Genomic DNA, 23,725 nt, shown 5'->3' with positions numbered 1-23,725 from the left:
GAGCGGGACCTCAGAACCCGCTCTCGCGCACCAGCACCGCCACGGCCGCCCTCCAGGCGCGGATGACGAAGCTCTCCGCCTCGCCGTCGAGACGCACCGTGCCGCGCAGCGCCATCTCCGGCGCGCCGCCCTCGGACGGGCGCAGCACGACGCGGTAGACCGCCTCGTGGGGCACGAGCGCGCCGTCGCGCAGGTTCGCGGCGATGCCGCCGCCGTGGTCGGAGGCGAGCTCGGGCGCGGCGTCGAGGCGGCGCGTCGCCGTCTCGGAGATGCGCGCGACGACGAGCGGCACCGGGGCGCGGCCCGGCGCGTCGGCGTGGAACGACGCCTGCGCGCCCGGTGCGATGCGCGCGAGATCGGCCTCGCGGACGAAGGCCGCGACCTCGCCGGCGCCGGGCGCGGCGATGGTGGCGAGCCAGGCGCCCTCCGGCATCCAGGTGCCCGGCCGCGCCTCCTCGGCGAGCGCGACGACGCGCCCGGCGATCGGCGCCGTCACCGCGAGCCGCTCGGCGACGCGCCGCAGCGCCGCGCGCTCGGCGACCGCCCCCTCGAGCTCGGAGAAGATCACCTCCCGGCTCGCGCCCTCGACCCCCGCCCCGATCTCGACCGAGGCGCGCCAGCGCAGCACCGCGATGCGGCGCTCGACCTCGGCGAGGCGGTAGTCCATGTCCGGCGAGACGAAGGCGAAGAGCGGATCGCCGGCGGCGACCCGCGTGCCGTGCGCCGCGGCGGCGGCCTCGAGCCGCGCGCCGACGGGCACGTGGACCTGCGCGCGCTCCTCGGCCTCGAACAGCGCCGGCGCGTGCACCGCGCTCGACCACGGCACGATCGCCAGAACCACGAGCGCCGCGGCGACGAGACCCGTCGCCGCCGTGTGGCGGTTGAGCCGGTAGGCCTCGCGGCGCTTCGCCCATTCCCCGATCTCGAGCGCGATCGGGCGGCCGACGAACCAGGCGAGCTCGACCACCATCAGAAGGATGCCGAGCAGCTTGAAGAAGAGGTGGTAGACGAGCAGCGCGATGCCGAGGAACAGGAAGAAGCGGTAGAGCCAGGTGCCGACCGCATAGGCGACGAAGAGCCGCCCGCGCCGGCGCGAGAGCGGCTCCGGCGGCGGCTCGCGGAAACCGAACAGCGCCTCGCGCAGGCGCCAGCGGGCGTGGCGGAAGGCGCGGTCCTGGAGGTTCGGCGCATCGATCAGGTCCGACAGGAGGAAGTACCCGTCGAAGCGCATGAACGGGTTGAGGTTCACCGCCAGCGTCATGATCCAGGTCGTGGTGGCGAGCACGAAGGCGGCGGAGCGCACCGGCCCGTCCGGCAGGAAGCTCCAGGCGAGCGTCATCCACGAGGCGAGCGCGAGCTCGATCGCCATGCCGGCATAGCCGATGCGCAGGCGCGCGCGCCGGTCCGTCAGCCGCCAGCCCGCCGTCGTGTCGGTGTAGAGGACGGGGTAGAGCACCATGAGCGCGACGCCCATGGTCGGTACCGGCAGCCCCTCGCGCTTGGCGGCGTAGGCGTGCCCGAGCTCGTGCAGCAGCTTGGCCGCCACGAGCGCGAGGCCCACCGCCAGCGCACCCTGCCAGGAGAACAGGTAGAGGAAGGTGGTGAGGAAGGCGTCCCACTGCCGCAGGGCCAGCACCACGCCGAGCACGCCCGCGGCGATGGTGAGCCGGCGAAACACCGCGCCGAAGAACGGTCGCGCGAGCGGCAGCGTGGCGCCGAGGAACGCGTCCGGGCGCACCAGCGGGATGCGGATGAAGAGGTAGTTCTTCAAGGCCGCCGTCAGCGGCCCCATGCGGCCGGCGCGCTTCTGCTCGACGAGCCGCGCGTTGGCGTCGGGCCCGCGTACCTGGACGAGGTTCGCCATGACGAGGAAGCGCGCGAAGGCCTCGACGTCTGCCGCTTCCAGTGCGAGCGTCGTCGCCTGGGAGACGGACGCCGCGATCGCCGCCGGATCGCCCGCGTCCCAGCGCGCCAGCATCTCGACCTCGGCCCAGCCGATGCGGAAGTAGCGGGCGCGGGCGGGGTCCTCGAGCGTCCAGGTGGGCGCGCCGTCGCGGCCGGGCGGTCCCTCGTGGAGCACGATCTCCTCGCGCAGCGGCGGGAGCGCGGCCGACGGCGTCCGGGGGGAGGCCGCCGCGCGCGGCGCGCCGCCGAGGGCGAGGGTCGCGCTCACAGCCCGAGCCACAGCCGCGCGGCGGCGATCGGCCGGCGCAGCAGGTAGAGGGCGAGGGTCGTGCGCTCGCCGTAGAGCTTGGCCGTTCCGCGCAGGCCGATCCGCAGGCGCGGGTCGTCGGCGTCGAAGCCGGCGCGCAGGCGGTAGGCCATCACGCCGTCGGGCGTGGGCGTCGCCCGGTAGCCGGCGCGCAGGAGCGTCGCCGCGACCGGATCCGCGGGGTCGATGTTGAGGAAGAAACGCACCTCGGCGCCCGGCTCGAGCACGATCGCGTCCCCCACCGCGAGGTGGATCTCGAGGGCTCGCAGGCCGGGGTCCGCAACCTGCATGATGCGCTCGCCGAGCGCCACGGGCCGGCCCTCCCAGTCCGACGCGTCGTCGAAGACCGCGAGGCCGCCGCGCGGCGCCGCGATGCGGATGCGCCCGAGCGTCTCCTCGACGAAGGCGACCTCGGCGGCGTTCTGCTCGCGGCGCCCCTCGAGGATGGCGATGCGCGCCCGCGAGCGATCGTCGAACACGGCCTGCTGGCGCGCCTGCCGCAGCTCCGCCTCGGCGACGGCGAGCGCCTGGCGGGCGATCTCGAGCCGCGCGGCGAGCTCGCGCCCGTCGAGCGTGACGAGGAGGTCGCCCGCGGCGACGGCCGCGTTCGGCTCGACGTGGACGGTCTCGACCACGCCGTCGACGGGGGCGGTGACGAGGGCGGCGTCCTCCGCCACGACCTCCGCCGGCGCCAGGACGGACTGGCGCACCGGCAGAGCCAGGACGGCGAGCGCGGCGAGGGCGGCGAGCGCGGCGACGAGGCCACGCCGGCGCGCCCGCCCGCGCCGCCCGCGTGGGCCGACCAGCGCCGTCCAGGCGTGGGCGTACGCATCGGCGAGGTGGCCGAGCACCTGGATCTCGGCGGGGCCGAAGGGCTCCTCGCGGGCGAGCAGCAGGAGCGCGCGGACCTCGCCGCCGCGCGCGAGCGGCACGAGGGCGAGCCGCGCGGGGAGATGCGTCGAAAGGAAGGTCTTCGTCTCCGCATCCGGCTTCTCCCCGGCCTCTTCCGGGAGAAGGGGCAGGTCGAGGGCGCGCGGCCCCGCGGTGGCGCCCGTGCGGGCGGCGACCCGCTTCATCAGCGCGGCGAGGCGGCGGGTGAAGGGCGCGTCGGGGTCGGGCGTGGCGAGGCCGGACAGCGCCTCGATCCGGCCGGTGTCGGCGCGCAGCAGAGCCGCCTGCCGGTAGGGCACGACGAGGTGCGTATCGTTGACGAGGACGAAGCCGAGCGCCTCCGCGCTCGTGGCGGCGCGGGCGCGCTTCTCGACCTCGAGCAGCGCCGAGAGCGCCACGAGGCGGCGATCGGGCGGCGGGTTCATCCGTCGGGCGGCGCGAGGCGGGCGACGCCGCTCATGCCGGCGACGAGGCCGGGCGTGCCCTGGGGGATGCGGCCGAACACCTTGACCGACTGGCTCACCGGATCGACCCGCGCGCCGATGCGGGCGATCTCGGCCTCGATGGTGATGCCGAGTTCGTCGACGGCGAGCGAGAAGCGCTGCCCCGGCGCGAGCCAGCGCAGCCAGCGCGAGGGCACGAGCATCTCCGCTTCCAGCGCCCCGTCGTCGAGGATGGCGAGCAGCTCGGCGCCCTCGCCGACGTATTGATGCTCCTGGGCGCGCCGCTCCACGACCCTGCCGTCGAAGGGCGCGCGGATCTCGCAGCGGTCGACGAAGACCTGCGCCAGCGCGGTCTCCGCCTGCGCCGCGACGAGGGCGGATCGGGCCTCGTCGACCTCGAGGCGGCTGATCGAGGACAGGCGATCGAGCCGCCCGGCGGTCTCGAGCCGTCGGCGCGACGCCTCCTCCTGCGCCGCGGCCCGATCGCGCCGGGCCTCGTGGGCGGCGCAGTCGATGGCGGCGAGGAGGTCGCCCTGCGCGAACCGCTCCCCCTCGCGCAGGCCCAGGGTGACGATCTTGCCGGGGATCTCGGTGGAGAGGACGGTGTGGCGGCGCGGCGAGATCTGCGCGCGGATCTCCGTCTCGACGTCGCCCCCGCCCCAGCCGCCCGAAGCCTCGCCCGCCGCCGCGCCCGGCGCGACGAGCGGCGGCGGGGAATAGAGGTCCTGTGCGGCGGCGGGCGGGACGGCGACGGAGCCGGCGACGAGGAGGCCGAGCGCCGCCGCGAGCGCGCACGACGCGGACGGACGGCGGATGACGCGCATGCGAACCTCCTCGATCCCTCCCCCTCTCACTCAGCCGCGGGGCGCGCCGGGGGTATGGCCGCGTAGACCGCGGCCGGCGCGTTCGCCGCCACCGGCACGGTCTGCGCCGGGGGCACGGTGGGCAGCTCGATCCGCCCGGCGTCGATGCGCGCCGCCATCGCGGCGATGGCCTCGGCGAGGGTGCGCAGGTCGCCGTCCTCCACGGTCGTGGGGAGCGGGTCGAAGCCGGCGGCAGCATACACCGATCCGAGCGCGTTCTGAACCTCCGCGAAGGCACGGTTGCGGGCGCGGGTCGCGAGCACGGACGCGGCCTGGGCGCGCACCCGCTCGAGCAGGTTGGAGGCGTCCTGCTCCTCGGCGCTGCGCGTCGCCTGGGCGATGCGCTGCTCCACCTGCTCGATCGAAGCCGAGCGCTGATAGAGGCGCTGCGCGCGCTGGTAGCGGCGGTAGGCGAGGTTGACCTGCGTCAGCACCGCCATCCGCAGCGCCAGACGGCGGGTCTCGGCGAGCTCCTCGCGCGCCTCGCCCGCGGCGAGGATCGACGGCACCGCGACGAGGCGCAGCAGGTTCCAGGTGACCGAGACGCCCGCGTCGGCCCAGGAATTGTTGACGAGGAAGTCGTTCGAATCGGAGTTCACGCCGCCGAACAGCGACAGGCCAGGGAGCAGGCGCAGGATCTCCGAGCGCGTCTCCAGCACGACGTTGCGCGCGACGTAGAGCTCCTCCTGGATCTCCGGGCGCCGGACCATCGCCACCGCCTCGAGGTCGTCGAGCCGGTAGGGCAGGCGCGCGGGCAGCGCGCGGCGCGGCGCGGCCAGCGTGAAGCGGATGCCGGGCGGCAGGTTCATCAGGCCGGCGAGCTGGGCCTTGGCTATGGCGAGCTCGCTCTCGACCACCTCGAGCTGCTGGACGATCTCGAGCAGCGCGCGCTGGAACTGCAGCGTCTCGAGCGGCGGGAGCAGTCGCTCGTCCTCCGCCTGCCTCGCGAAGGAGAGCGCCTGGCGCGCCTCGGCGAGCGCCCGCGCCACCCGCGGCTGGAGCTGCTCGGCGGTCACGGCCTCCCAATAGGCGGCGCGGACCTGGTCGGCGATGTCGATGACGATGCGCCGGCGCTGCTGCTCCGCGGCGAGCAGGCGGTTCGCCTGCGCCTTGGCGCCGAAGTAGCTCAGGCCGAAGTCGAGCGTGCTGAGCGACGCCTGGAGATCGGCCGTGCGCAGCACCTCCTCGGTGCTCGTCGAGGGCTCCAGCGACTGGCGTCCGGAGACGATCGAGCGGGAGGAGGAGGCCTGCACGTTGTCGCGGGTGCGGTAGCCGGCACGGCCCACGACCTCCGGCAGGAGATCGACGGTGGCGACGTCGAGCGCCCTGTCCTCCAGCGCCCGCTGCATCAGCGCGACGCGGTGGTCGAGGTTGTACTTGATGGCGCGGGCGAGCGCCTCCTCCAGCGTCACCGCGCCGGAGACCGGTTCCTGCGAGGCGTACATCACCGCGCGGTCCTGCGCGGCCTGCGTGATCTGCTGCTCGAGCGAGAGCGGGTCGGGCGTGATCGCGCAGCCGCCGAGGGCCAGCGCCAGCGCGCCGACGGCACCGAGCGCGCCGGCACGGCGCGGGACCCGCGTGGCGCGGGACGGACGGGAGGTGACCATGTGCGCGCGATTCTCCCTGCGCGGCCCGACCTGGACCGCTGCCCTCACTACGACGCTGCCGGCTGGACGCTACACGACTCGCTCCGGGTAAACCGTCTCAGGCGGCTTCCCTGCCGTTGCGCGAATCTACCGCCATGTCGCCCGATGGCTGCCCGGCAGGCAAGATCGCAATCAGGCTGTCCAGAAAATCCTCACCTTGTGTTGCCCAGGCGCCACGGCTGGCCGCCTTCACCGCCTCGCTGAAGGCCGGCTTGCCGACGAGCGGCTGGACGCCGGGGACCTCGCCGTCGGCGGTGCGGAGCGCCGGCTCGCGTTCGAGCGCCCCGTCCTGCCGCGGTAGGGGGTCCTCGCCGTCTCCGGCGGGCGCCTGCCCCGCCGGAGGCGCCTCCTCGGCGGCCTCGACCGCGATCTCGATGGTCGTCGAGGCGGCCTCGCCCGTGGGCAGCGTCGCGGTGATCACCACGTCGAGCTCGCCGGTGAAGCCGGGAGGCGCGTCGATGGTGAAGGTGCCGGTGGCCGGGTCGAACTCCACCCAGACCGGCAGCGGCGAGCCGTCCGCGAGGGTCGCGCCGACGAGCACCTGCACGCCGCCGTTCTCGACGACGAATGTCGCCGGCGGCAGCCCGAAGGTGATCGGCCCGGCGCCGGAGCGGGCGACGAACGAGCCGGCGCTCGGCTCGGCGCGGATGGCGAAGCCGGGGGAGTAGGCGGACCCGCCGTCGGACGGCGCGAGGAAGGAGTTCGGCCGCGGTGTGACGGGCTCCGGCAGGCCCGGCGACGGCACGATCGGATCGGACGGCGGCTGCGCCGGCGATAGGCCCGACCCCACGCCGCCGAAGTTCTCCGCCGGCAGTGCCGCAGGCGGCACCGAGGGGTTGGGAGCGGGCGGCGGCGGCAGAGGGGCCGGCGGTGGCGGCAGGACCGGCTCGGGCACCGGAGCGAGGGTCGGCGGCTCGGTCGCCACGGGCGGCACGCCGATGGAGAAGGGCACGACGATCGTCGCGCGCGCACCCTGCCGGTCGGTCCCCACGATCGTGAAGCTGGTCTCGCCCGGCGTCGTCGGCGTGCCCGAGATCGTGCCGGTCACCGGGTCGAAGGCGAACCCGGCGGGCAGGCCCTGGACCGAGACGGTCACCGCGTCGCCGACGTCCGGGTCGGTGAAGAGGTCGGCCGGGAGGCGCAGGCTGAACGGCTCGTCGGGCGTGCCGACCTGGGCCGGGACGCTGCCCACGGCCGACGGCGCGTCGTTGACCGACGTCGCCTCCACCCGCGTCCCGGCGTCCACCACCGCGGGGGCGACCCCGTCCGACACCGACACGGTGAAGGTCGTCGTCTCGACGAGACCCGGCGCGACGCGGTTGGGCGTCGGCTGGAACACGAGCCCGCGCAGTGCCGCCTGCGCCGCCGCCGCGTCCGCGGCGGTCAGCGTGTAGACGCCGTTGCCGGCGTGGACGAAGCCGCCGAGATTGCCGAAGCCGCCCTTCGCGGCCGCGTCGAGCGTCACCGTGACCGTGACCTGCTGGCCGACGTCGGGATCGGCGATCGTCACGCCGGCGAAGGGCGTCACGGTGCCCGTGTCGAGCACGCCCTGCACGGGCACGGTGAAGCCGCCGGCCGCGAGCGCGTCGTTCACCGAGGTCGAGACCACGCTCGCGGTGCCCTGCGTCGTCGTCGTCGCGTCCGCGACGGCGACCGTGAAGGTCGTGGTCTCCGTCGCGCCGGGCGCGACGCGGTTCTGGGCGGGCGTGAACACGAGCGCCCGCAGGGCCGCTTCCGCCGCTGCCGGCGCGCCGGTGAAGGTGTAGACGCCACCACCCGCGGCCGTGAAGCCACCGCCCGCGAGGCTCCCCTTCGCCGCGACGTCGAGCGTCACGGTCACCGTGACGTTGGCGCTGTCCACATCCGCGACCGTCGCCGTGGCGAAGGGCTGGACCGTCGTCTTGTCGGTCACCGCCTGGCCGAGGACGAGCCCTCCGAGCGTCGGCGCGTCGTCGACGGCCGCCACGAACAGGGAGGCGGTCGCGACCGTCGCCGAGAAGGCGGCGATGCCGCCGTTCAACGACGTGTCCGACGTCCCACGGGTGGCGCCGCTCGTCGCCGTGCCCACGGTCCGGTCCCATCCGCGCAGCGACAGGCTCGCCGTCTCGCCGTCGACACCGTCCGGCACGTAGCGCAGCTGCGCGGACGCATCGAGCAGCAGGGCCACGGTCGTGGAGGTCGCGCCGACGGCGAACCAGTCGGTGCCGTTGGTGCTGTACTGCCAGACGCCGTTGCCGGAGGTGCCGGTGATGGCGATGCCGCCGTCCGCGCGGGCGTCCGCCGCGCTCGAGAAGTCGACGTCCGCGTAGCCGAGCCCGGCCAGGATGGCCGCGACCGTGGTCGCGGTGGAGGTGGTCTTCTCGTCGGTCGCCGTGAGCGCGAGCGGGCCGGCGTTCACGGTCGGCGCGTCGTTCACCGCCGCGATCGTCACCGAGACGGTGTCGGTCGCGATCGAGAAGGCGGTGGAGCCGCCGTTCGTCGTCGTGTCCGCCGTGCCGCCGTTCGTGCCGCTCGTGCGATCCCAGGCGCGGAAGGTGAGCACGTCGGCGATCGTACCGTTCACGTTCGCCGCGGGCTGGAGGTAGAGCCGCGCGTCGGACTGGAGCAGAAGCGCCGCGCCCGCCGAGACCGCGGGCACCTGCACCCAGGTCGTGCCGCCGTCGAGCGAGTACCACAGCGTGCCCTGCGCGCTGGTGCCGACGATCGCCATGCCCTGCACGGCGCCGGTGTCGACGTCGCTCATGCCGGCCAGCAGGGCCGACACCAGCGTCGAGCCGGCCGTGGAGCCGTTCGTCGGCGGGCCGAGGTCCTCGGCGATGCCGACGAGCGCGGGCGACGCCGACGGGTCCAGCACCGGCGCGTCGTTGGCGTTCGCGACGGTGACCGTCTGAGACTGCACGGTGCTGTTCAGCGCGCCGTCGGTGACGGTGAAGGAGATCACGCGGTCGGCGTTGCCGGCGCCGGTGGCGGGGTTGTCGTTCGTCGTGGAATAGGTGATCGAGCGCAGCGCCGCCTGGTAGTTCGCCAGCGTCGCGGTGCCGGTGAGCGTGAGCACGCCCGTCCCCGCGTCGTAGGACCCGGTGATGCCGTTCTGGTCGACGAAGTTCAGGACGTCGCCGACGACGCGATCGGTGATCGTGACGGTGGCGCCGGTCAGGTTCGCGCTGTCGGCATCGGAGAGCGTCAGGTTCGGCGCGACGATCGTCGCGCCCGCGTCCTCGACATGGGCGGGCGCGCCGCCGCCGATCGTCAGCACGGGCCGGGCCGCGATGGTGATCGAGAAGGTCTGCCCCGTCAGCGGCGTCGCGCCGTCCTCGCCGCCGTCGGCGACGCTGAAGCCGAAGGAATCGGAGGAGCCGCCCCCGCCGCCGTGGAGATACTTGATCAGGCCGCCGTCGATGTCCGCCTGGGTGAACGTCGCGTTCAGCCCCAGCGCCTCGCCGCCGTCGACGATGCCGTTGCCGTTCGCGTCGCGGAACAGCGTGCCGTTGGTGGTGGCGGTCGTGACCGTGTAGGTCACCCCCGCCCCGCTGTCGTCCGGGTCGCCCTCGTTGAGCATGGCGTTGGTGATCGTGACGATCCCGCCGGTCTCCGTCGACGCTCCGGCGTTGACGAAGCCGAAGGCGGGGTCGTTCGTCGGCGAGTCGTTCACCGCCGTGACCGTGACGCCGCGGGTCGCCGCGGTGCTCGACGCATCGCCGTCGTTCACGACGAAGCTCACCGTGCGGGCCGCCGTGGAGGGGTCCTCCGAGCCGTTGGCGAAGGTCACCGCCCGCAGCGCGGCCTGCCATTGCAGGAGCGTCGCCGTCCCGCCCGCAGAGGTCAGCGTCAGCACGCCCGTGCCGGCGTTCCAGGAGGCCGTGACGTTGCCCATCGTCGCGCCGTCGTTGACGAAGGCCAGCACGTCCTGACCGGCCTGGAAGCCGCCGGTGATCGAGACGGTGGCGGAGGCCAGCGTCCCGCTGTCCGGGTCCGACACGGTGAGCCCGGGGTCGATCGGGACGCCCGCCGCGTTCTCGACGTAGGCAGCCGACCCGCCCGAGGTGGTCACCACAGGCGCGTCGTTCACGGCGGTGATCGTGACGGTGCCGGTCACGGCCGCGGAGTTCAGCGCGCTGTCGTTGTAGACGATCTGATAGGCGCGCGTCGTGTTCGTGCCCCCCTGCGTCGGGTCGTCCCCGGCGTTGGAATAGACCAGCGCGCCGAGAACGGCGTTGACGCTGTTCAGGCTCGCGAGCGCGGTGAACGTGACGACGGCGTTCGCGCCGAGGCCGCCGGCGAGCGTCGCGACGACGTCGCCGCCGATGGTGACGTGCCCCGTGCCGGCGTCGAAGGTGATGCCGTTCACGTCGGCGATGCCGAAGATGTCCTGCGCCTGGAAGGCGCCGGCGGTGAGGCTCACGGTCAAGGTGGCGCCCGTCACGGTGCCCGTCGCCGCCGCATTGGTGATGTCGACGTCGGTCACGGCGGCGCCGGCCTGCAGCAGGGGCTGCGTCCCCACGTTCTCGACATAGGTCGGGTTCGCCGCGGTGGCGGTGAGCACCGGCGGGTCGTTCACCGGGTCGATCGAGGTCGTGATCGTCGCCGTCGCCGCCGAGACGGCGGTCGCGCCGCCGTTCGCCGCGGCGTTCAGCGTCGCGCGGGTCTCGGTCCCCGCGGTGGACGAGAAGCCGCCTGCGTAGCTCGAATCGACGGCGCGGATGGTCAGCGCCGGCGGCGCGCCGTTGAAGTCCGCCACGGGCACGAAGCGCACCAGCGTCGCCGACGACAGCGCGAGCGCGGTGGCGTCGTCGGCGACCGCGCCGACGGCGAACCAGTTCGTCCCGCCGTTGGTGGAATATTGCCAGACGCCCTGCGTCCCCGCGTTCGCCGTGTTGCCGACGACGGCGTAGCCCGTCACCGTGCCGTCGACGTCCACGGCGGTGATGCCGAGCGCGCTCAGCGCCGCGCCGGGCGGGTTCGCGGTGTCCTCGTCCACGGCCGGGAGCACGCCGCCGCCGGTCAGCGTGGGCGCGTCGTTCACCCCGACCACCGTCACCGTGGCGGCGACGTTGGGCGAGGAGACGTCCACCCCGCCGTTCGCGACGCCGCCCGAATCGCGGATCTGCGTGATCGTGGCGACGCGGTTCGCCTCGGTGGGGTTCTCGCTCGTGTTGCGGTAGGCGAGGCCGTCGACCAGCGTCTGTGCGGCCGCGGTCGTGAGCCCGGCGCCGGCGAACGAGACGGTCGCCGTCGCGCCCGTCACGCTCACGGTCACGGTCAGGCCGTTCGTCGCGGTGAGGACCGAGTTGCCGTTCGTGAGCGCCACGTCGCTGCCGTCGATGCGCAGGATCTCGCTCGCGCCGTCGGTCACGTTGGAGATCGTCAGGGTGAGGCCCGTGATGGTCTGCCCGGCCTCGACGGTCGAGATCGTCACGCCCGAGAACAGGTCCGCGCCCGGGGCGGCGTCGCCCTCGGTGAAGGTGGGGGTGTTGCCGGTCGCCGTCAGGGTCGGCGGGTCGTTCACCGGCGTCAGGTTCACCGTGACGTTCGACGTCGCGGAGGTGCCGCCGTCGCCGTCGGTCAGGGTGAAGCCGACGGTGCGGGAGCCCGTCGGGTTCTGGCTGTCGTTGGAATAGGTGATGGCGTTGATCAGCGCCGCGGCCGCGGCCGGGCTCGAGTTCGCGTTGAACGTCACGACGAGGTTGGCGCCGTTCTGGCCGTTCGCGGTGATCGTGCCGATGGCGACGCCGCCGAACGTGACGGTGGAGCCCGCGACGCCGATTTGGCCCGCGCCGGTCCCCTGGTTGACGATCCCCAGATCCTCGTTGGCGTTGCCGCCGGTGATGGCGACCGTGAGCGTCCCGGTGTCGAAATTGGGCGAATCCGCGTCGGTCACCGTCGCGGCCGCGCCCTGGTCGAGGACCAGGGCGCCCGCGTCCTCGATGTAGGCGAGGGTGTCGCCGTCGAGGTTGGCGATGACGGGAGGGTCGTTGAACCCGGTGGACGTGAAATTGATGATGAGCTGGCCGCCCGACACGTAATTGAACGCGCCGATGACGATGGTGTCGTTGAAGCCGTCGGTCCCCGGGGTGAGCGCCCCATCGCCGGCGACCGCATCGCGGTCGGCGAGCGAGACGGTCGGAGCGGCGAACGTGGACGACGCGATCGAGACGGAATCGATGGACCTGAGGTTCGTGCCGTAGAAAACCAGTTCACTCGGCGTGAGGCTGCCGTTCTGAGTGAACGTGAAGATGATCTGATTTGCCGTGATATCGGCCTGCACAGCGGTTCCGCCGACTCCTCCGAACTGGAACTCCGGGCCGCCCGGATCGAGGATCACGCCGGTTCGAAAGCCGCCGAAATAATCGAAATTGGCACCGAGGACGTTCAGGGTGCCGGAAAAGCCGCTGGACGAGATGCTCGCGACGTCGATGGTCCCGCTGTTCCACTCCAGAACCCAGTCGCCGTTCGCCTCGGAGGCGCCGGTGAGGTTGTCCGATGCCGCTACGTCGGCATTCGTGGCGCGCGCGAATGCTTCGAGGAATGCGACACCGGTCTCGTCCGCACCGACGGAGCATCCATACAGCAGGATGTCACCGCCCTCCACGAGCGCGGCTCCGATGCGGGCGAGCACATCCGAGTATCCGTCCAGATTCGCGCCGTCCACGCGGCCGGATCCGAACGAGAGGGCACCGACGTCCCCGTGGCTCAGGATGTGAATGGCGGCCACGTCGGAGCGACCGTCGAGCGCGGCGGCGATCTGATGCAACGCATCGGTCCGCGCATCGAGGAGGATGACCTCCTTGGTGCCAGCGATGTCGTCGACGAGGTCGCGATAGCCCTCGATCGTCGTGTCGACGAACACGATCTCGACGGGCGGAGGCGTCTTGGTCTCTGCGACCGCGACGTCGGCCCCGTCCGCGGCATCGAAATAGGTCGCGGCGCCGGCGGCATCGAACATGATGCGCGGCTCGAGCGCCATCGTCAGGGGCGCGCGGGTCCACGGATCGCGATGCTTCCAGGCCATGACGATTCTCCGTCGTCGGGTTGCGGCACGCGACATTGCCCCGAAACCGCCCCCTTGCAAAGTGGCCGTGCCGCAACAGAAGCTGGCGAACTGAAGAGTTGTTGACCGGGACGCCTAAAGGGCCGCGCATTCCTCCGCCTGCGGCCGGGAACCGGCGATGAAGCCTTGGCTTCGATCCTCGGTCGTGTTCCCCTCCGGCAAGCCCGCGTTCTGCGAATCAGCGTACGGCCATTCCGGCGCGCGCGGGCGGAGCAAGGAGGGGCGGACATGGAAACCTTCATCGCGACGATCCTGATCTGGGCGCCGAACTTCGCGCCGAAGAACTGGGCCTATTGCGGGGGCCAGCTGATGGCGATCTCGCAGAACTCGGCCCTGTTCTCGCTGCTGGGAACCACCTACGGCGGCGACGGGCAGACCACCTTCGCGCTGCCGGACCTGCGCTCGCGGGTGCCGATCGGCGCCGGCATGGGCCAGGGGCCGGGGCTCTCCGACTACCGGCTCGGAGTCAAGGGCGGCGTGGAGGACGTCACGCTCAACCAACTGGAGATGCCGTCTCACAGTCACGTCGCACAGGGTGAGATTCGGGCCTTCGATACGAACGCCACCTCGAGCTCACCGCTCGCCGGGGGTGCTCTGGCAACGGTGGGAATCCCCGACGGTCCCAGCTTCACCAACGTCAACGCCTATGCCACAGCCGGTGGGAGTCCTGTGCTCCTCTCCCCGCAGGGTGTGAGCGTCCAGATCGGGAACACCGGCGGCAACCTGTCGCACGAGAACCGGATGCCGTTCGAGGGGCTGAGCTTCATCATCGCGCTCTTCGGCATCTACCCCTCGCGGGGCTGATCCGGCGCGGCCGATCCGCACCGCCGCGGCGCGCCGGACGTGCGCCGCGGTTCACGCAACGTTAACCAAGAAATCAATCTACGCCTGATCGTCATATCTCGGTAAGCCACACCGTGTTCCTCTCCGCCCGCGTCCGTTGCGTGTCGGCTCCCGCCGTCACCCCGGCGCGGTACACCTGGAGGGGACGATGGACTACTACATCGGGACGGTTCTGATCTGGGCGCCGAACTTCGCGCCGCTGCAATTCGCCTATTGCGCCGGGCAGACGCTCGGCATCGCGCAGAATACCGCGCTGTTCAGCCTCATCGGCACGGTCTACGGCGGCAACGGCTCCACCACCTTCATGCTGCCGGACCTGCGCTCGCGTGTGCCGGTCGGGGGCGGCATGGGTGCCGGCAACGGCCTGAGCACCTACCCGCTCGGCGTGATGGCGGGCACGGAGACGGTCACGCTGAACACGAGCCAGATGCCGATCCACAACCACGGCGCCACGGGCGAGATCGTCGCGACCAACGCCAATGCGACGAGCAGCCCGCCGCTGGCCGGCGGAACGCTCGCGACCGTCGGGATCCCCGATGGGCCGAGCTTCACCGGAGTGAACGCCTACGCTGCGACGGGCGGCACCCCCGTCACCCTCGCCCAGGGCAGCGTCGCCGTGCAGACGGCCAACAACGGCGGCAGCCAGCCCCATGAGAACCGGCAGCCGTTCCTCGGCATCTCCTTCATCATCTGCCTCCAGGGCATCTTCCCGCCGCGTCCGTGACCGCGCGGGACGGGGCGGCGGCGACCGCCGCCCCGGAGACGAACTGCGGCATCATTCCGCAGGCGGACTCGGCTCGACGCCGTCGTACGGATCGACGTCGGCGATCGCCACCTGCTCCTGCATGAGCACGTGCATGATCTTGAAGAACAGGCCGGCCGAGACGTCCGCGCGGGACACGCGTGCCTCCAGCATCTCCGGCGAGATCGCGGTGCCGCGCAGCGTGAGTTCGGCCGCGAGGCCGGCCCAGGTCTCGGAGCGGCTCCTCATGCAGGCCTCGAGATAGGCCGCGGCCTCCCGGTTCCAGAGGAACTCGGGCATCGGGATGGGATGCGGTAGGCTGATCATGACAGAGCCGCGACCCTCAGTGGTTCTCGATGTGTCTATCTTCCATTGCTTCACGTCGGGTTGTCCAGCGAAAAGAGGTGCCGATGCACGACGCCGCCGACGGACTCTCCTCCCTGCGCGTGCACCCCTGCGGCCTCGCTCACGAGGGTCGCACCGGGCGGGGCCTGTGCCCCCGTGCCGTGCGGGACGACAACGTCGCCTGCGCCCACACCATGGCACGGTGGCGCCTCAAGGCCGCGCTCGAGGCGCGCGCCGCCTCCGGCGTCCCGGGCGCCGCGGACGCGCTCGCGCGCTGGCACGCGCTCGACCTCGCGGTGGGGCGGGCCGACCACGACCGCACCCGCGCCGAGGCCGCCGGCGATGTCGCCGCCGTCGCCGCCGCGGTCGCCGCCCACGACGCCGCCGCCGCCGCGCTCGTCGGCCTGCTCGCGGAGGCCCGCACGCCGGCGATCCGGGAAACCGCCGCCTGAACCGTGCGGAAAGACGGGCGCTTGCCCCGAATCGCCGCGGCGGCGATGATGCGGCGATGGTCCTCTCGCTCCTGCGCCGCACCCTCGTCGCGCCGCCGGCCCGGCCGCTGCCGGAGCCGGGCGCGCTGCGCGTGGCGCACGGGGATGCGGCCTTCGAGGTCGTGCTCAAGCGCTCGGCGCGGGCGCGGCGGCTGACGCTGCGGGTGTCGAGCGCGACGGGGGAGGTCGTCCTCACCATCCCCGCGCGGACCGCGCTCGCCACCGCCGAGCGCTTCGCCCGCGACCACGCCGGCTGGATCGCCGCCCGGGTGGCGAAGCTCCCCGGCCGCGTGGCCTTCGCCGACGGCATCGCGGTGCCCCTGCGCGGCGCGCCGCACCGGATCGTCGCCACCGGCGGGCGGCGGGCGCCCGCGCGGATCGGGCGGGACGCCGACGGCGCGCCCGCGATCGTCGTGCCCGGCGACGCCGCTCTCGTCGGCAAGCGCGTGGCGGAGCTGCTGATGCGCGAGGCGCGGACCGACCTCGCCGCGGCGGTGGCCCGCCACACGGCGGTGCTCGGCATTCCGGCGAAGCGCCTGACGCTGCGCGACACGAGGAGCCGCTGGGGCTCCTGCTCGGCGCGCGGGCACCTCTCCTTCTCCTGGCGGCTGATCCTCGCCCCGCCCTTCGTGCTCGACTACCTCGCCGCGCACGAGGTGGCGCACCTGAAGGAGATGAACCATTCCGCCCGCTTCTGGCGCCTCACCGAAAGGTTGTGCCCGCGGACGGACGAGGCGGAGGCCTGGCTCCGGCGCAACGGCGCCGGGTTGCATCGCTGGGGTGCGTGACCCGGCCGACGGCGCGCGCGCTCACTCGCCGATCGCCCACTCCATCCCGACCTGCGCGCCGAAGACGAGCCGCGCCGGCGGCACGATCGGCACCGCGGGGGCGGCGGAGGCGCGCATCATCATGCGGTCCATCTCCGGCTGCGGCCCGCCGCCGACGTGCCCGTCGCCGATGCGGCGGATCGGGCCGAGCGTCACCCCGGCGGCCTCGGCCAGCACCTGCGCCTGACGCCGCGCGTCGGCGACGGCGCGGCGCATCGCCTCGTCCTGCGCCTCCTCGCTGCGCTCGAGCCCCCAGGCGATCGCCTGGAACGTGATCGCGTCGAGCGCCAGGATCTCGCCGGCGAAGGCGCCGACGGCGTCGGTGTCGCGCAGGACGATCGTCAGCCGGTGCGTCGCGGTGAAGGGCTCGACCGGGCGGGGATCGCCGTTTCGGTCGTATTCCTCCGGCGTCTCGAACACCTGGAAGTTGGCGGTCTGCACGTCCTCGCGGGCGACGCCGCGGGCCTCGATCGCGGCGAGCGCGTCCTCGGTCGCGGCCCGGTTCGCCTCGACGACCGCAGCGACGCTGTCGCCGCGGTTGGTGACCGACACGAAGACGCGCGCGAAGTCCGGCGCCCGCTCGACCTCGCCGGTGCCGGTGACGGAGATCCGCCCCACGGCTGCGGGCACCTCCTGCGCGGCCGCGGGCGGCGTCCCGGAGGCGAGCGGGCTCGCGAGCGCGGCGGCGAGGGCGAGGGGCGCGAGGCGGGCGGCGAGGCGGCTGGGCGGGCGAATCGGCATCGGATGCGGTCCTCGGACGGGATGAACGGGTGCGACACTCTGCCCGTCATTGCGGCCGTGTCGAGGCACCGGGACCATCCGGCCGCGCGGCGCGCCCCTCAGCCCGCGCGGATCTGCGTCGGATCGACGAAGTTGAATTCCTCCACCATCAGCTCGCGCACCACGTCCTCGCCCAGCCGGGCGTTCACGGATCGCGTGAGCCCCGCGAGGAAGCCGCGCATGTCGAAGGCGCGCAGGTTCGCGAAGTCGATCGTCTCGTCGGCGAACAGCCGCTGGAAGGTCTCGTCGAGGATGAAGCTCTCCGGCGGCACGCGCAGCCGGCGCAGGTCCTCGGTGTCCACCGTGTAGACGAACTGCGCCACCACGTAGCCGGCTATACGTCCGTCGCGCAGGATCGGCACGGAGAGCGGCCGGGTCTTCTCGTAGGAGACGCCGCGGAAGTAGCTCGGCTCGCCGGCGGCCTCGGCGGCGCGCTTGGCGCGCCAGTCGGCGACGAGGTGCGAGGAGACGAAGACCGTGGCGCACAGCCACAGCCCCGCGACGAGGAGGCGCGCCGTCATCGCCGCGAACCCTCGGCGCGCGCGCGCACCGGACGCTCGGCGTAGGTGCCGTCGGATTCGCGCGCCTCCAGCGCGCCGGCGATGGTGCCGGCGATCTCGCGCACGGCGTCGAGGTGGGTGGCGAGCACCTCTTGATTGCGGGCGATCGCGTCGCGCAGGCGCGCCAGGCGCTCGCGCAGCACGGGGGAGACCATCTGCTCGGCGAGCGGGCGTGCGGCGCGGGTGAACTCGAGCAGGCACAGGCTCTTGCGCCGGTTGAGCTCCTTGAGCTGTGCGGTCGACAGCCGCCCGAGCTCCGCGGTCTCGTGCTCGAGCACCGCCTCCAGCCGGCCGATCGCGGCGATCATGCCGGTGGCGTCGCCGAAGTCCGGGTTGAGCGCCGGCGCGAGCGGGACGGGGAGCGGAGGCGGCGCGGCGCCGCTTTCGTGCGCCTCGGTGCCGGTGTGCGCCGGGTCGGTGTCGTGGGGCGATGCGGTGGGGGTGGCGTCGGTCATGATCGATCCCGGGTCAGCTGCGGTAGAAGCCGGAGAAGTAGGGTGCGCCGCCGGACGGCCCGACGGCGCCGGCGGCGGCCGGCGCATGCTCGGGCCAGAGCGCGGCCTTGGCGGCGTTCACCCGGCCGAGCCCCGGATGGGCCTCGGCCACCGCCGCGGCGATGCCGACGCCGCCGGCGCGGGCGAGCTCGGCGCCGATCTCCTCGGCGAGGAAGCCGCGCCAGATCGAGCCGGCGGTGCCCTCGCCGAACACCGCCTCGCTCTCCGGCATCAGGGTCTCGACGACCTGGCGCAGGAAGGTCGCCTCGAAGGCCTGGGCCGGGGACTGCGGGCCGGCCGCCGCGCGCGGCGCGCCCGGCAGGTCGGGTCCGGTGCCGATGCGGGGCGTCGCCGAGGGCGCGAGCGCGGCGAGCGTCTCGCGCAGGCGCTCGGGGGAGGGGGGCGGCATGAGCACCGGGGGCGCCGGCCGCCGGGCGGCCTCCGCGACCATCGTGTCGAACCCCTCGCCGGAGCGGCCGCGGGCGGCGGCGATGTCGCGCAGCCGCTCCGTCGCGGCGGCGAGCGCGCTCGGGTCCGCCGCGCGGGCGACCTCGAGAATGATGTCGGAGGGCGGTGAGATGGTCATGGCGTGCCTCCTCCTCTCCTGGATCGGTCCGTGAGGAGGCTAGGGCCGGGCGCTTGCCCGAGGCTTGCGCCCGGGGCGATCGGCGGGTGGCCGCCGGCGAGGAAGGCTTCGAGGATCGCGAGGTCCTCCTGGCGCCGCCGCTCCTCCTCCACGCGTCGCGCGGCCTCCTTCTCGAGGATGCAGGCGGCCTTCTCGCGGCGCGCCTCGACGCGCATCGCCTCGCCCTGGCGCTCGGTCGCCGCCTCCAGGCTGCGCCGCTGGCGCGCGAGGCTCTCGAGCCGGCGCGCGCCGCTCTCGACGAACAGGCCCTTCAGCGGCCCGTCGGCGTTGAGCGCGGCTATGGTCTGCGCCTCCGCGTCGGAGACCGCGCGGGCGCGCCGGGTGAAATCGGCGAGCTTCCACTCCTCCAGCTTGCGCTTGGTCTCCTGGAGCGCGCGGATGCGCACGAGCGCGGCGTGCCGGGTGCGGGCGTCGGTCATGGTGCGTCCGTCATGGGGCGTCCCTCGTGCCGCTCACCCCGTCCGCAGCCAGTCGGCGAAGCCGGCGGCGAAGAGCGCGAGGTACTCGCCCACGAGGAAGTAGAACACGAACAGGCCGCCCATCAGCACGGCGGGGAGCGCCACGAAGTAGATCGGGATCTGCTGGGCGAGCTTGTTCATGACGCCGAGCGCGAAATTCGCCAGGAAGGCGAAGATCACGAAGGGCGCGGAGATCCGCAGCGCCAGCAGGAAGGCCTCGCCGATCCGGTCCGCGAGGGAGGCGAGCGAGGCGCGCGCGTCGAAGCCCGTGACCGGCGGCAGCGTCTCGTAGGAGACCGCCAGCCCGCGGAAGATCTCCCAATGCAGGTCGGCGATGAAGAACAAGGCGGTCGCCGAGAGCATCACCAGCGACCCGAGGGCGGGAATCGGCTCGAGCTCGTCGACCGGCGCGCCGGGCATGGCGCCGAAGCCCACCAGCATCGTGCTCGCGTGCGCCAGCGTCTGGAGCGCGAGGTAGAAGATCCGGCCGATGACGCCGATCTGCGCGCCGATCAGGGTCTCGGTGACGATCAGCGCCAGCACGTCCGCCTGCGAGGCGGCGGCGACCACGGGCAGGAGCCCCGGCACCACGATCGGCGCCATCGCGAGCGTCGCGCCGACGACGATGAACAGCCGTACCTGCGGCGGGACGCGCAGGGAGGAGAAGCCCGGCATCAGCATCAGGCACGCCCCGATCCGGCAGAAGACCAGGAAGGTCGCGAGGATCAGGTCCGGCGCGAGCAGGCTCACCCGACGGTCCCCAGGCTCTCGATGTCGACGCCGCGGGGGATCTCGACGTGGGAGAGCACCGGCAGCGTCGGGAACAGCCGCTCGATCACCATGCGCACGTAGGGCCGCGCGTCCGGCGCGGTGACGATGGCGAAGGGCTTGCCCTGCTCGAGCCGCTGCTTGATCGCCGTCGAGGCCGCCTGGCCGAACTCCTCGAGCAGCCGCGGGTCGATGTCGAACTCGGCGACCTCGCCCTTGGCGTCGCGCTTGACCGACTGGTGGAAGGCGAGGTCCCAGCGGTTGCCGAGCCGCAGCACCCGGAGCGACCCGCCCTCCGTGAGGTCACCGCAGATCTGCTGGGCCATGCGCATGCGCACGTGCTCGACCACCTGCTCGGAGCGGCGCACGTGCGGCGCGATCTCCGCCACCGCCTCGAGCACGAGGTTGAGGTTGCGGATCGAGACGCGCTCCGCGAGCAGCAGCTTGAGCACGCCCTGCAGGCCCGAGTACGAGATCTGCGAGGGCACGATGTCGTCGACGAGGCGCTTGTACTCGGGGTCGAGCCGGTCGATCAGCGCGCGCATGTCCTTGTAGGACAGGAGCTGGGGCAGGTTGTTGCGGATCACCTCGGACAGGTGGGTGAGGAGCACCGACAGGTTGTCGATGGGCGTGAAGCCCTCGCGCTTGGCCTCGGCCGCGTAGCTCTCCGCGATCCACATGGCGGGCATGCCGAAGGCGGGCTCGCGGGCCTCGTCGCCGGGCACGTCGGGCTTCGACTGGCTGGTGATGACCATGACCTCGCCGATGCGCAGCTCGCTCGTCGCGATCGGCGTGCCGTGGATGCGGATCTCGTAGGTCTTGCGCGGCAGCGTGAGCGAGTCCGAGAGCTTGATCTCGGGCACCACGAAGCCGTACTGGCGCGCGAACTTTCGGCGCATCTTCGAGACGCGGTGGGCGAGCTCGCCGTGGGCGGTGAGCAGCTCGGCCGAGAGCTGCTTGCCGAGCACGAGCTCGATCTCGGGCGTGCGCAGCTCCTCCTTGACCGAGTCGCGGCTCTCCTCCTCGACGCGGGCCTCCTCCTCGACCCGCAGCATCTCGCGCTGCGCCTCCGCCTCCGCGATCTTGCGCGGGATCGCCCAGGCGGCGAAGGCGAGGATGCCGGCGAGGACGGCGAGGGGGAAGAAGGGCAGGCCCGGCGTGAGCGCGAGCAGCAGCATGACGCCGCCGGCCATCAGCAGCGCGCGCGGGTAGCCGGAGAGCTGGGTCGTCACCGTCTCCTCGGCCGAGCCGCGGGTGCCGCCCTTCGAGACGAGCAGGCCCGCCGCGAGCGAGACGATCAGCGCCGGGATCTGCGTCACGAGCCCGTCGCCCACCGACAGCTTGACGAAGACGTCGGCGGCATCCGCGAGTTCCATGCCGTGGCGCGTCGTGCCGATGACGATCCCGCCGAGCATGTTGATCGCGGTGATGATCAGGCCTGCGATGGCGTCTCCGCGCACGAACTTGGAGGCGCCGTCCATGGCGCCGAAGAAGGAGCTCTCCTCCTCGAGCTCGCGCCTCCTGCGCTGCGCCTCCTTGTCGTCGATGAGCCCCGCCGAGAGGTCGGCGTCGATCGCCATCTGCTTGCCGGGGATGGCGTCGAGCGTGAAGCGCGCGCCGACCTCGGCGATGCGCGTCGCGCCCTTGGTGATGACGATGAAGTTCACCGTCACCAGGATCGCGAAGATGATGAGGCCGATGACGAAGTCGCCCGACATCACGAGGCGCGAGAACCCGTCGATGATCATGCCGGCCGCGTCGCCGCCGGTGTCGCCCTCGGACAGGATCATGCGCGTCGTCGCGATGTTGAGCGCGAGCCGCAGCATCGTGGCGATCAGCAGCACGGTGGGGAAGGCCGAGAACTCCAGCGGCTTCTGGATCCACAGCGCCACCATCAGGATGAGCACCGAGAGCGCGATCGACAGCGCGAGCCCGGCATCGATGAGAAAGGCGGGGATCGGCAGGAAGAGGATCGTCAGGATGACGACGATGCCCAGCGCGAACCCGATGTCGCGCAGTCCCCGCGCCTGCGCCGCCCCCGCGGCCGCGATCGCCTTCGCCATGCCCGATACGCCCCCGTGATGCGTGATACGTCGGGGAGGATGGGGGCTCGAGCTTGCGCGAGGGTGGTGGGCCGGCGTGCCGCTGATATTCCTACGAATGCGAATACAGGAATGTGTATTCGTGCACCAGAGTTCTTGATCCCGATCAACCGCCCCGCTCCGCCGCCGCGACATGCTCCCCCCGCGTAAGTCGTCGCGAGCAGACGAAGGGGTGAGGCGCCATGGTGGGGTATGTCGCCACGCGGACCGGACGCACGCTCGGGTATCGGCTCGGCTCCGCCGTGATCGGTGCGGCGTCCTTCGGCTTGGTCGCCGCGCCGTTGCTGCCGCTATCCTACCTGCCGGCGGCGGTAATACTCGCCTTCCTCTACGGCTTCTTCTTCCTGGGCGGGGCCGGATACCGCATTCTGACCGCGGTCACACGGCGCGACGCCGGTGCGCCGGCGCCGGTGTCGTGGACGGGCGGCGCCGCCGCTTCCGCCCTCGCTGCGGCCTTGGCGGGTGTGGCCCTCACGCTCGCGAGCGGCGACGGCGCGCTCCTCCTCGCCGCCTACGCGGTGGGCGCGAACGTGTCCTACGCCTTCGCCAAGCTCGGCTGCCTGGAGGCGGGGTGCTGCGCGGCCGCGCGCCCGGTGCCGCTCCTCGCGCGGCTCGACCTGCGCGTGGCGGAGGTCGCGGCGACGCTCGCGATCCTCGCGCTCGCGGGCGGTGGGCTCGCCGCGGGCCTGCCGGCCGCCGCGGCGCTCGCCGGCATCGGCGGGCATCTCCTCGTGCGGATCGTCTCGCGGTGGGCGCGCGATCGCCGCCCGCGGGGCGTCCTCACGCTCTCGGGCACGGGCCAGGAGCTGATCCCGCTCCTCGCCGTGCTCGGGGTCGCCATGGGCCTCGCGCTCTCGGGCGCCTGGTCTTCCCTCGTCCGGTGAGACGCAGACACGGGCCGCGGCCGGCCGCCGCGGCCCCTCGAAGACGGAGAGACCGAGAATGCAGACGAACGAGACTCGATCCCCCGCGGTCGCCGAGCCCGGCGACCCGCCCGCGATCGTGGCGGCTCCGGAGACGCCCGACCGGTCGCGCCTCGCGCTGCTCGGCGCGTTGAGCGCCGCTGCCGCCGGCGGCGGCTGTTCGGCGACGATCGAGGGCGGAGCCCAGGCGATCGGCAGCCACGCCCTGTCGCGGGCCCGGCAGCGTGCCGCGGAGGATCCGCGCATGCGCCAGCCGGACACCAGCGGGGGCGACAGTGGCGGTGGCGACGGTGGTGGTGGCGGTGGCGGCGCGCATTGAGGCACCCCGCGCCGAGCGGAGAGGCGAAAGGAGCAGCGTGATGGACGAAGGTCGGACGATGAACGACAGCCGGGTCTCGAATGCGGAGGAGGTCTCGGACGGGACCCTCGCACAGCCCGCGGAGGCGCCGGATCGATCCCGCCTCCAGCTCCTCGGCGCCCTGGGCGCGGGGGCGGCGGCGGGCGCCTGCACGCCCGTCGGGCGCTCGGACGCCCCCGTCGTCACCAACGATCCGCGGTTCAGGCCCATCGATTCGGGCGACGGCGGCGGCGACAGTGGCGGCGGTGGCGGCGGCGGCGGCGGCGGCGGATCGCATTGAGCGCC

The 23,725-nt window shown here is 73.2% G+C and carries 20 protein-coding genes; 7 read left to right on the top strand and 13 right to left on the bottom strand.

Annotated elements, in window-relative coordinates; all coding sequences use genetic code 11:
- Nucleotides 1-10: 10 nt before the first annotated feature.
- The 5 genes from AB9M23_RS11660 to AB9M23_RS11640 all read right to left on the bottom strand — a co-directional run bounded on the left by AB9M23_RS11660 (nucleotide 11) and on the right by AB9M23_RS11640 (nucleotide 13,064).
- Complete coding sequence (locus AB9M23_RS11660) at nucleotides 11-2,173, bottom strand: HlyD family efflux transporter periplasmic adaptor subunit (RefSeq protein ID WP_372424709.1); 2,163 nt, start codon at nucleotides 2,171-2,173, stop codon at nucleotides 11-13.
- On the bottom strand, nucleotides 2,170-3,528 hold the full coding sequence (locus AB9M23_RS11655) for an efflux RND transporter periplasmic adaptor subunit (RefSeq protein ID WP_372424708.1): 1,359 nt from the start codon (nucleotides 3,526-3,528) through the stop codon (nucleotides 2,170-2,172). The genes AB9M23_RS11660 and AB9M23_RS11655 overlap by 4 nt, the downstream gene beginning before the upstream one ends.
- Entirely contained in the window at nucleotides 3,525-4,370 is an 846-nt protein-coding gene (locus tag AB9M23_RS11650; RefSeq protein ID WP_372424707.1) for an efflux RND transporter periplasmic adaptor subunit, read from the bottom strand. The genes AB9M23_RS11655 and AB9M23_RS11650 overlap by 4 nt, the downstream gene beginning before the upstream one ends.
- Before the next feature lie 26 nt (nucleotides 4,371-4,396).
- Nucleotides 4,397-6,016, bottom strand: coding sequence for a TolC family protein (locus tag AB9M23_RS11645; RefSeq protein ID WP_372424706.1), 1,620 nt, complete (start codon nucleotides 6,014-6,016; stop codon nucleotides 4,397-4,399).
- A gap of 97 nt (nucleotides 6,017-6,113) precedes the next feature.
- Nucleotides 6,114-13,064, bottom strand: coding sequence for a DUF4347 domain-containing protein (locus tag AB9M23_RS11640; protein WP_372424705.1), 6,951 nt, complete (start codon nucleotides 13,062-13,064; stop codon nucleotides 6,114-6,116).
- Between the two features lie 267 nt (nucleotides 13,065-13,331).
- On the opposite strand from AB9M23_RS11640, the gene AB9M23_RS11635 reads away from it, so the two are divergent.
- Together AB9M23_RS11635 and AB9M23_RS11630 are read left to right on the top strand one after the other, a co-directional pair.
- A complete protein-coding gene (locus tag AB9M23_RS11635; RefSeq protein WP_372424704.1) occupies nucleotides 13,332-13,907 on the top strand; it encodes a phage tail protein in 576 nt (191 codons plus the stop codon).
- Between the two features lie 187 nt (nucleotides 13,908-14,094).
- Complete coding sequence (locus AB9M23_RS11630; RefSeq protein ID WP_372424703.1) at nucleotides 14,095-14,670, top strand: phage tail protein; 576 nt, start codon at nucleotides 14,095-14,097, stop codon at nucleotides 14,668-14,670.
- Nucleotides 14,671-14,721: 51 nt separating this feature from the next.
- Here AB9M23_RS11630 and AB9M23_RS11625 read toward each other — a convergent pair whose 3' ends face one another.
- The gene (locus AB9M23_RS11625; protein ID WP_372424702.1) at nucleotides 14,722-15,015 is read right to left on the bottom strand and encodes a DUF6471 domain-containing protein; all 294 of its coding nucleotides are present in this window, start codon (nucleotides 15,013-15,015) and stop codon (nucleotides 14,722-14,724) included.
- 83 nt (nucleotides 15,016-15,098) lie between these two features.
- On the opposite strand from AB9M23_RS11625, the gene AB9M23_RS11620 reads away from it, so the two are divergent.
- A complete protein-coding gene (locus AB9M23_RS11620; protein WP_372424701.1) occupies nucleotides 15,099-15,485 on the top strand; it encodes a hypothetical protein in 387 nt (128 codons plus the stop codon).
- 56 nt (nucleotides 15,486-15,541) lie between these two features.
- Nucleotides 15,542-16,312 (top strand): M48 family metallopeptidase, encoded by a 771-nt coding sequence (locus tag AB9M23_RS11615; RefSeq protein ID WP_372424700.1) that lies wholly within the window; start codon nucleotides 15,542-15,544, stop codon nucleotides 16,310-16,312.
- Between the two features lie 21 nt (nucleotides 16,313-16,333).
- On the opposite strand, the gene AB9M23_RS11610 is transcribed toward AB9M23_RS11615, so the two are convergent.
- The 7 genes from AB9M23_RS11610 to flhA all read right to left on the bottom strand — a co-directional run bounded on the left by AB9M23_RS11610 (nucleotide 16,334) and on the right by flhA (nucleotide 22,120).
- Nucleotides 16,334-17,092, bottom strand: coding sequence for an SIMPL domain-containing protein (locus AB9M23_RS11610; protein WP_372424699.1), 759 nt, complete (start codon nucleotides 17,090-17,092; stop codon nucleotides 16,334-16,336).
- Between the two features lie 98 nt (nucleotides 17,093-17,190).
- Entirely contained in the window at nucleotides 17,191-17,652 is a 462-nt protein-coding gene (locus tag AB9M23_RS11605) for a hypothetical protein (RefSeq protein ID WP_372424698.1), read from the bottom strand.
- Nucleotides 17,649-18,146, bottom strand: coding sequence for a hypothetical protein (locus tag AB9M23_RS11600; RefSeq protein ID WP_372424697.1), 498 nt, complete (start codon nucleotides 18,144-18,146; stop codon nucleotides 17,649-17,651). Before AB9M23_RS11600 ends, AB9M23_RS11605 begins: the two co-directional genes overlap by 4 nt.
- 13 nt (nucleotides 18,147-18,159) lie before the next feature.
- Nucleotides 18,160-18,771, bottom strand: coding sequence for a rod-binding protein (locus tag AB9M23_RS11595; RefSeq protein WP_372424696.1), 612 nt, complete (start codon nucleotides 18,769-18,771; stop codon nucleotides 18,160-18,162).
- Nucleotides 18,768-19,250, bottom strand: a complete 483-nt coding sequence (locus tag AB9M23_RS11590; protein WP_372424695.1) for a hypothetical protein — start codon at nucleotides 19,248-19,250, stop codon at nucleotides 18,768-18,770. The genes AB9M23_RS11595 and AB9M23_RS11590 overlap by 4 nt, the downstream gene beginning before the upstream one ends.
- A 33-nt stretch (nucleotides 19,251-19,283) precedes the next feature.
- Entirely contained in the window at nucleotides 19,284-20,039 is a 756-nt protein-coding gene (locus tag AB9M23_RS11585; RefSeq protein ID WP_372424694.1) for a flagellar biosynthetic protein FliR, read from the bottom strand.
- Nucleotides 20,036-22,120, bottom strand: coding sequence for a flagellar biosynthesis protein FlhA (gene flhA / locus AB9M23_RS11580; protein WP_372424693.1), 2,085 nt, complete (start codon nucleotides 22,118-22,120; stop codon nucleotides 20,036-20,038). Before flhA ends, AB9M23_RS11585 begins: the two co-directional genes overlap by 4 nt.
- A 221-nt stretch (nucleotides 22,121-22,341) precedes the next feature.
- On the opposite strand from flhA, the gene AB9M23_RS11575 reads away from it, so the two are divergent.
- The 3 genes from AB9M23_RS11575 to AB9M23_RS11565 are packed head-to-tail and all read left to right on the top strand — an operon-like array spanning nucleotide 22,342 to nucleotide 23,720.
- Nucleotides 22,342-23,043, top strand: a complete 702-nt coding sequence (locus AB9M23_RS11575; protein WP_372424692.1) for a hypothetical protein — start codon at nucleotides 22,342-22,344, stop codon at nucleotides 23,041-23,043.
- 58 nt (nucleotides 23,044-23,101) lie between these two features.
- Nucleotides 23,102-23,401: a hypothetical protein gene (locus AB9M23_RS11570; protein WP_372424691.1), complete on the top strand. Its 300-nt coding sequence runs from the start codon at nucleotides 23,102-23,104 to the stop codon at nucleotides 23,399-23,401.
- A 40-nt stretch (nucleotides 23,402-23,441) separates the two neighbouring features.
- A complete protein-coding gene (locus AB9M23_RS11565; protein WP_372424690.1) occupies nucleotides 23,442-23,720 on the top strand; it encodes a hypothetical protein in 279 nt (92 codons plus the stop codon).
- Nucleotides 23,721-23,725: the final 5 nt, after the last annotated feature.

Origin of the sequence: Salinarimonas chemoclinalis, assembly GCF_041514305.1 — a bacterium.
In the GTDB taxonomy this organism is placed as follows: domain Bacteria; phylum Pseudomonadota; class Alphaproteobacteria; order Rhizobiales; family Beijerinckiaceae; genus Salinarimonas; species Salinarimonas chemoclinalis.
Note: the sequence above shows the minus strand (reverse complement) of the source record. Positions and strands in the feature narration are given on the sequence as shown.

Bases quoted from the DNA above. Each gene is read 5' to 3' on its own strand.
- AB9M23_RS11565 (WP_372424690.1), top strand. From the start codon at position 23,442: ATGGACGAAGGTCGGACGATGAACGACAGCCGGGTCTCGAATGCGGAG.
- AB9M23_RS11595 (WP_372424696.1), bottom strand. From the start codon at position 18,771: ATGACCATCTCACCGCCCTCCGACATCATTCTCGAGGTCGCCCGCGCG.
- AB9M23_RS11645 (WP_372424706.1), bottom strand. From the start codon at position 6,016: ATGGTCACCTCCCGTCCGTCCCGCGCCACGCGGGTCCCGCGCCGTGCC.
- AB9M23_RS11640 (WP_372424705.1), bottom strand. From the start codon at position 13,064: ATGGCCTGGAAGCATCGCGATCCGTGGACCCGCGCGCCCCTGACGATG.
- AB9M23_RS11590 (WP_372424695.1), bottom strand. From the start codon at position 19,250: ATGACCGACGCCCGCACCCGGCACGCCGCGCTCGTGCGCATCCGCGCG.
- AB9M23_RS11655 (WP_372424708.1), bottom strand. From the start codon at position 3,528: ATGAACCCGCCGCCCGATCGCCGCCTCGTGGCGCTCTCGGCGCTGCTC.
- flhA (WP_372424693.1), bottom strand. From the start codon at position 22,120: ATGGCGAAGGCGATCGCGGCCGCGGGGGCGGCGCAGGCGCGGGGACTG.
- AB9M23_RS11625 (WP_372424702.1), bottom strand. From the start codon at position 15,015: ATGATCAGCCTACCGCATCCCATCCCGATGCCCGAGTTCCTCTGGAAC.
- AB9M23_RS11650 (WP_372424707.1), bottom strand. From the start codon at position 4,370: ATGCGCGTCATCCGCCGTCCGTCCGCGTCGTGCGCGCTCGCGGCGGCG.
- AB9M23_RS11570 (WP_372424691.1), top strand. From the start codon at position 23,102: ATGCAGACGAACGAGACTCGATCCCCCGCGGTCGCCGAGCCCGGCGAC.
- AB9M23_RS11615 (WP_372424700.1), top strand. From the start codon at position 15,542: ATGGTCCTCTCGCTCCTGCGCCGCACCCTCGTCGCGCCGCCGGCCCGG.
- AB9M23_RS11610 (WP_372424699.1), bottom strand. From the start codon at position 17,092: ATGCCGATTCGCCCGCCCAGCCGCCTCGCCGCCCGCCTCGCGCCCCTC.
- AB9M23_RS11605 (WP_372424698.1), bottom strand. From the start codon at position 17,652: ATGACGGCGCGCCTCCTCGTCGCGGGGCTGTGGCTGTGCGCCACGGTC.
- AB9M23_RS11635 (WP_372424704.1), top strand. From the start codon at position 13,332: ATGGAAACCTTCATCGCGACGATCCTGATCTGGGCGCCGAACTTCGCG.
- AB9M23_RS11630 (WP_372424703.1), top strand. From the start codon at position 14,095: ATGGACTACTACATCGGGACGGTTCTGATCTGGGCGCCGAACTTCGCG.
- AB9M23_RS11620 (WP_372424701.1), top strand. From the start codon at position 15,099: ATGCACGACGCCGCCGACGGACTCTCCTCCCTGCGCGTGCACCCCTGC.
- AB9M23_RS11600 (WP_372424697.1), bottom strand. From the start codon at position 18,146: ATGACCGACGCCACCCCCACCGCATCGCCCCACGACACCGACCCGGCG.
- AB9M23_RS11575 (WP_372424692.1), top strand. From the start codon at position 22,342: ATGGTGGGGTATGTCGCCACGCGGACCGGACGCACGCTCGGGTATCGG.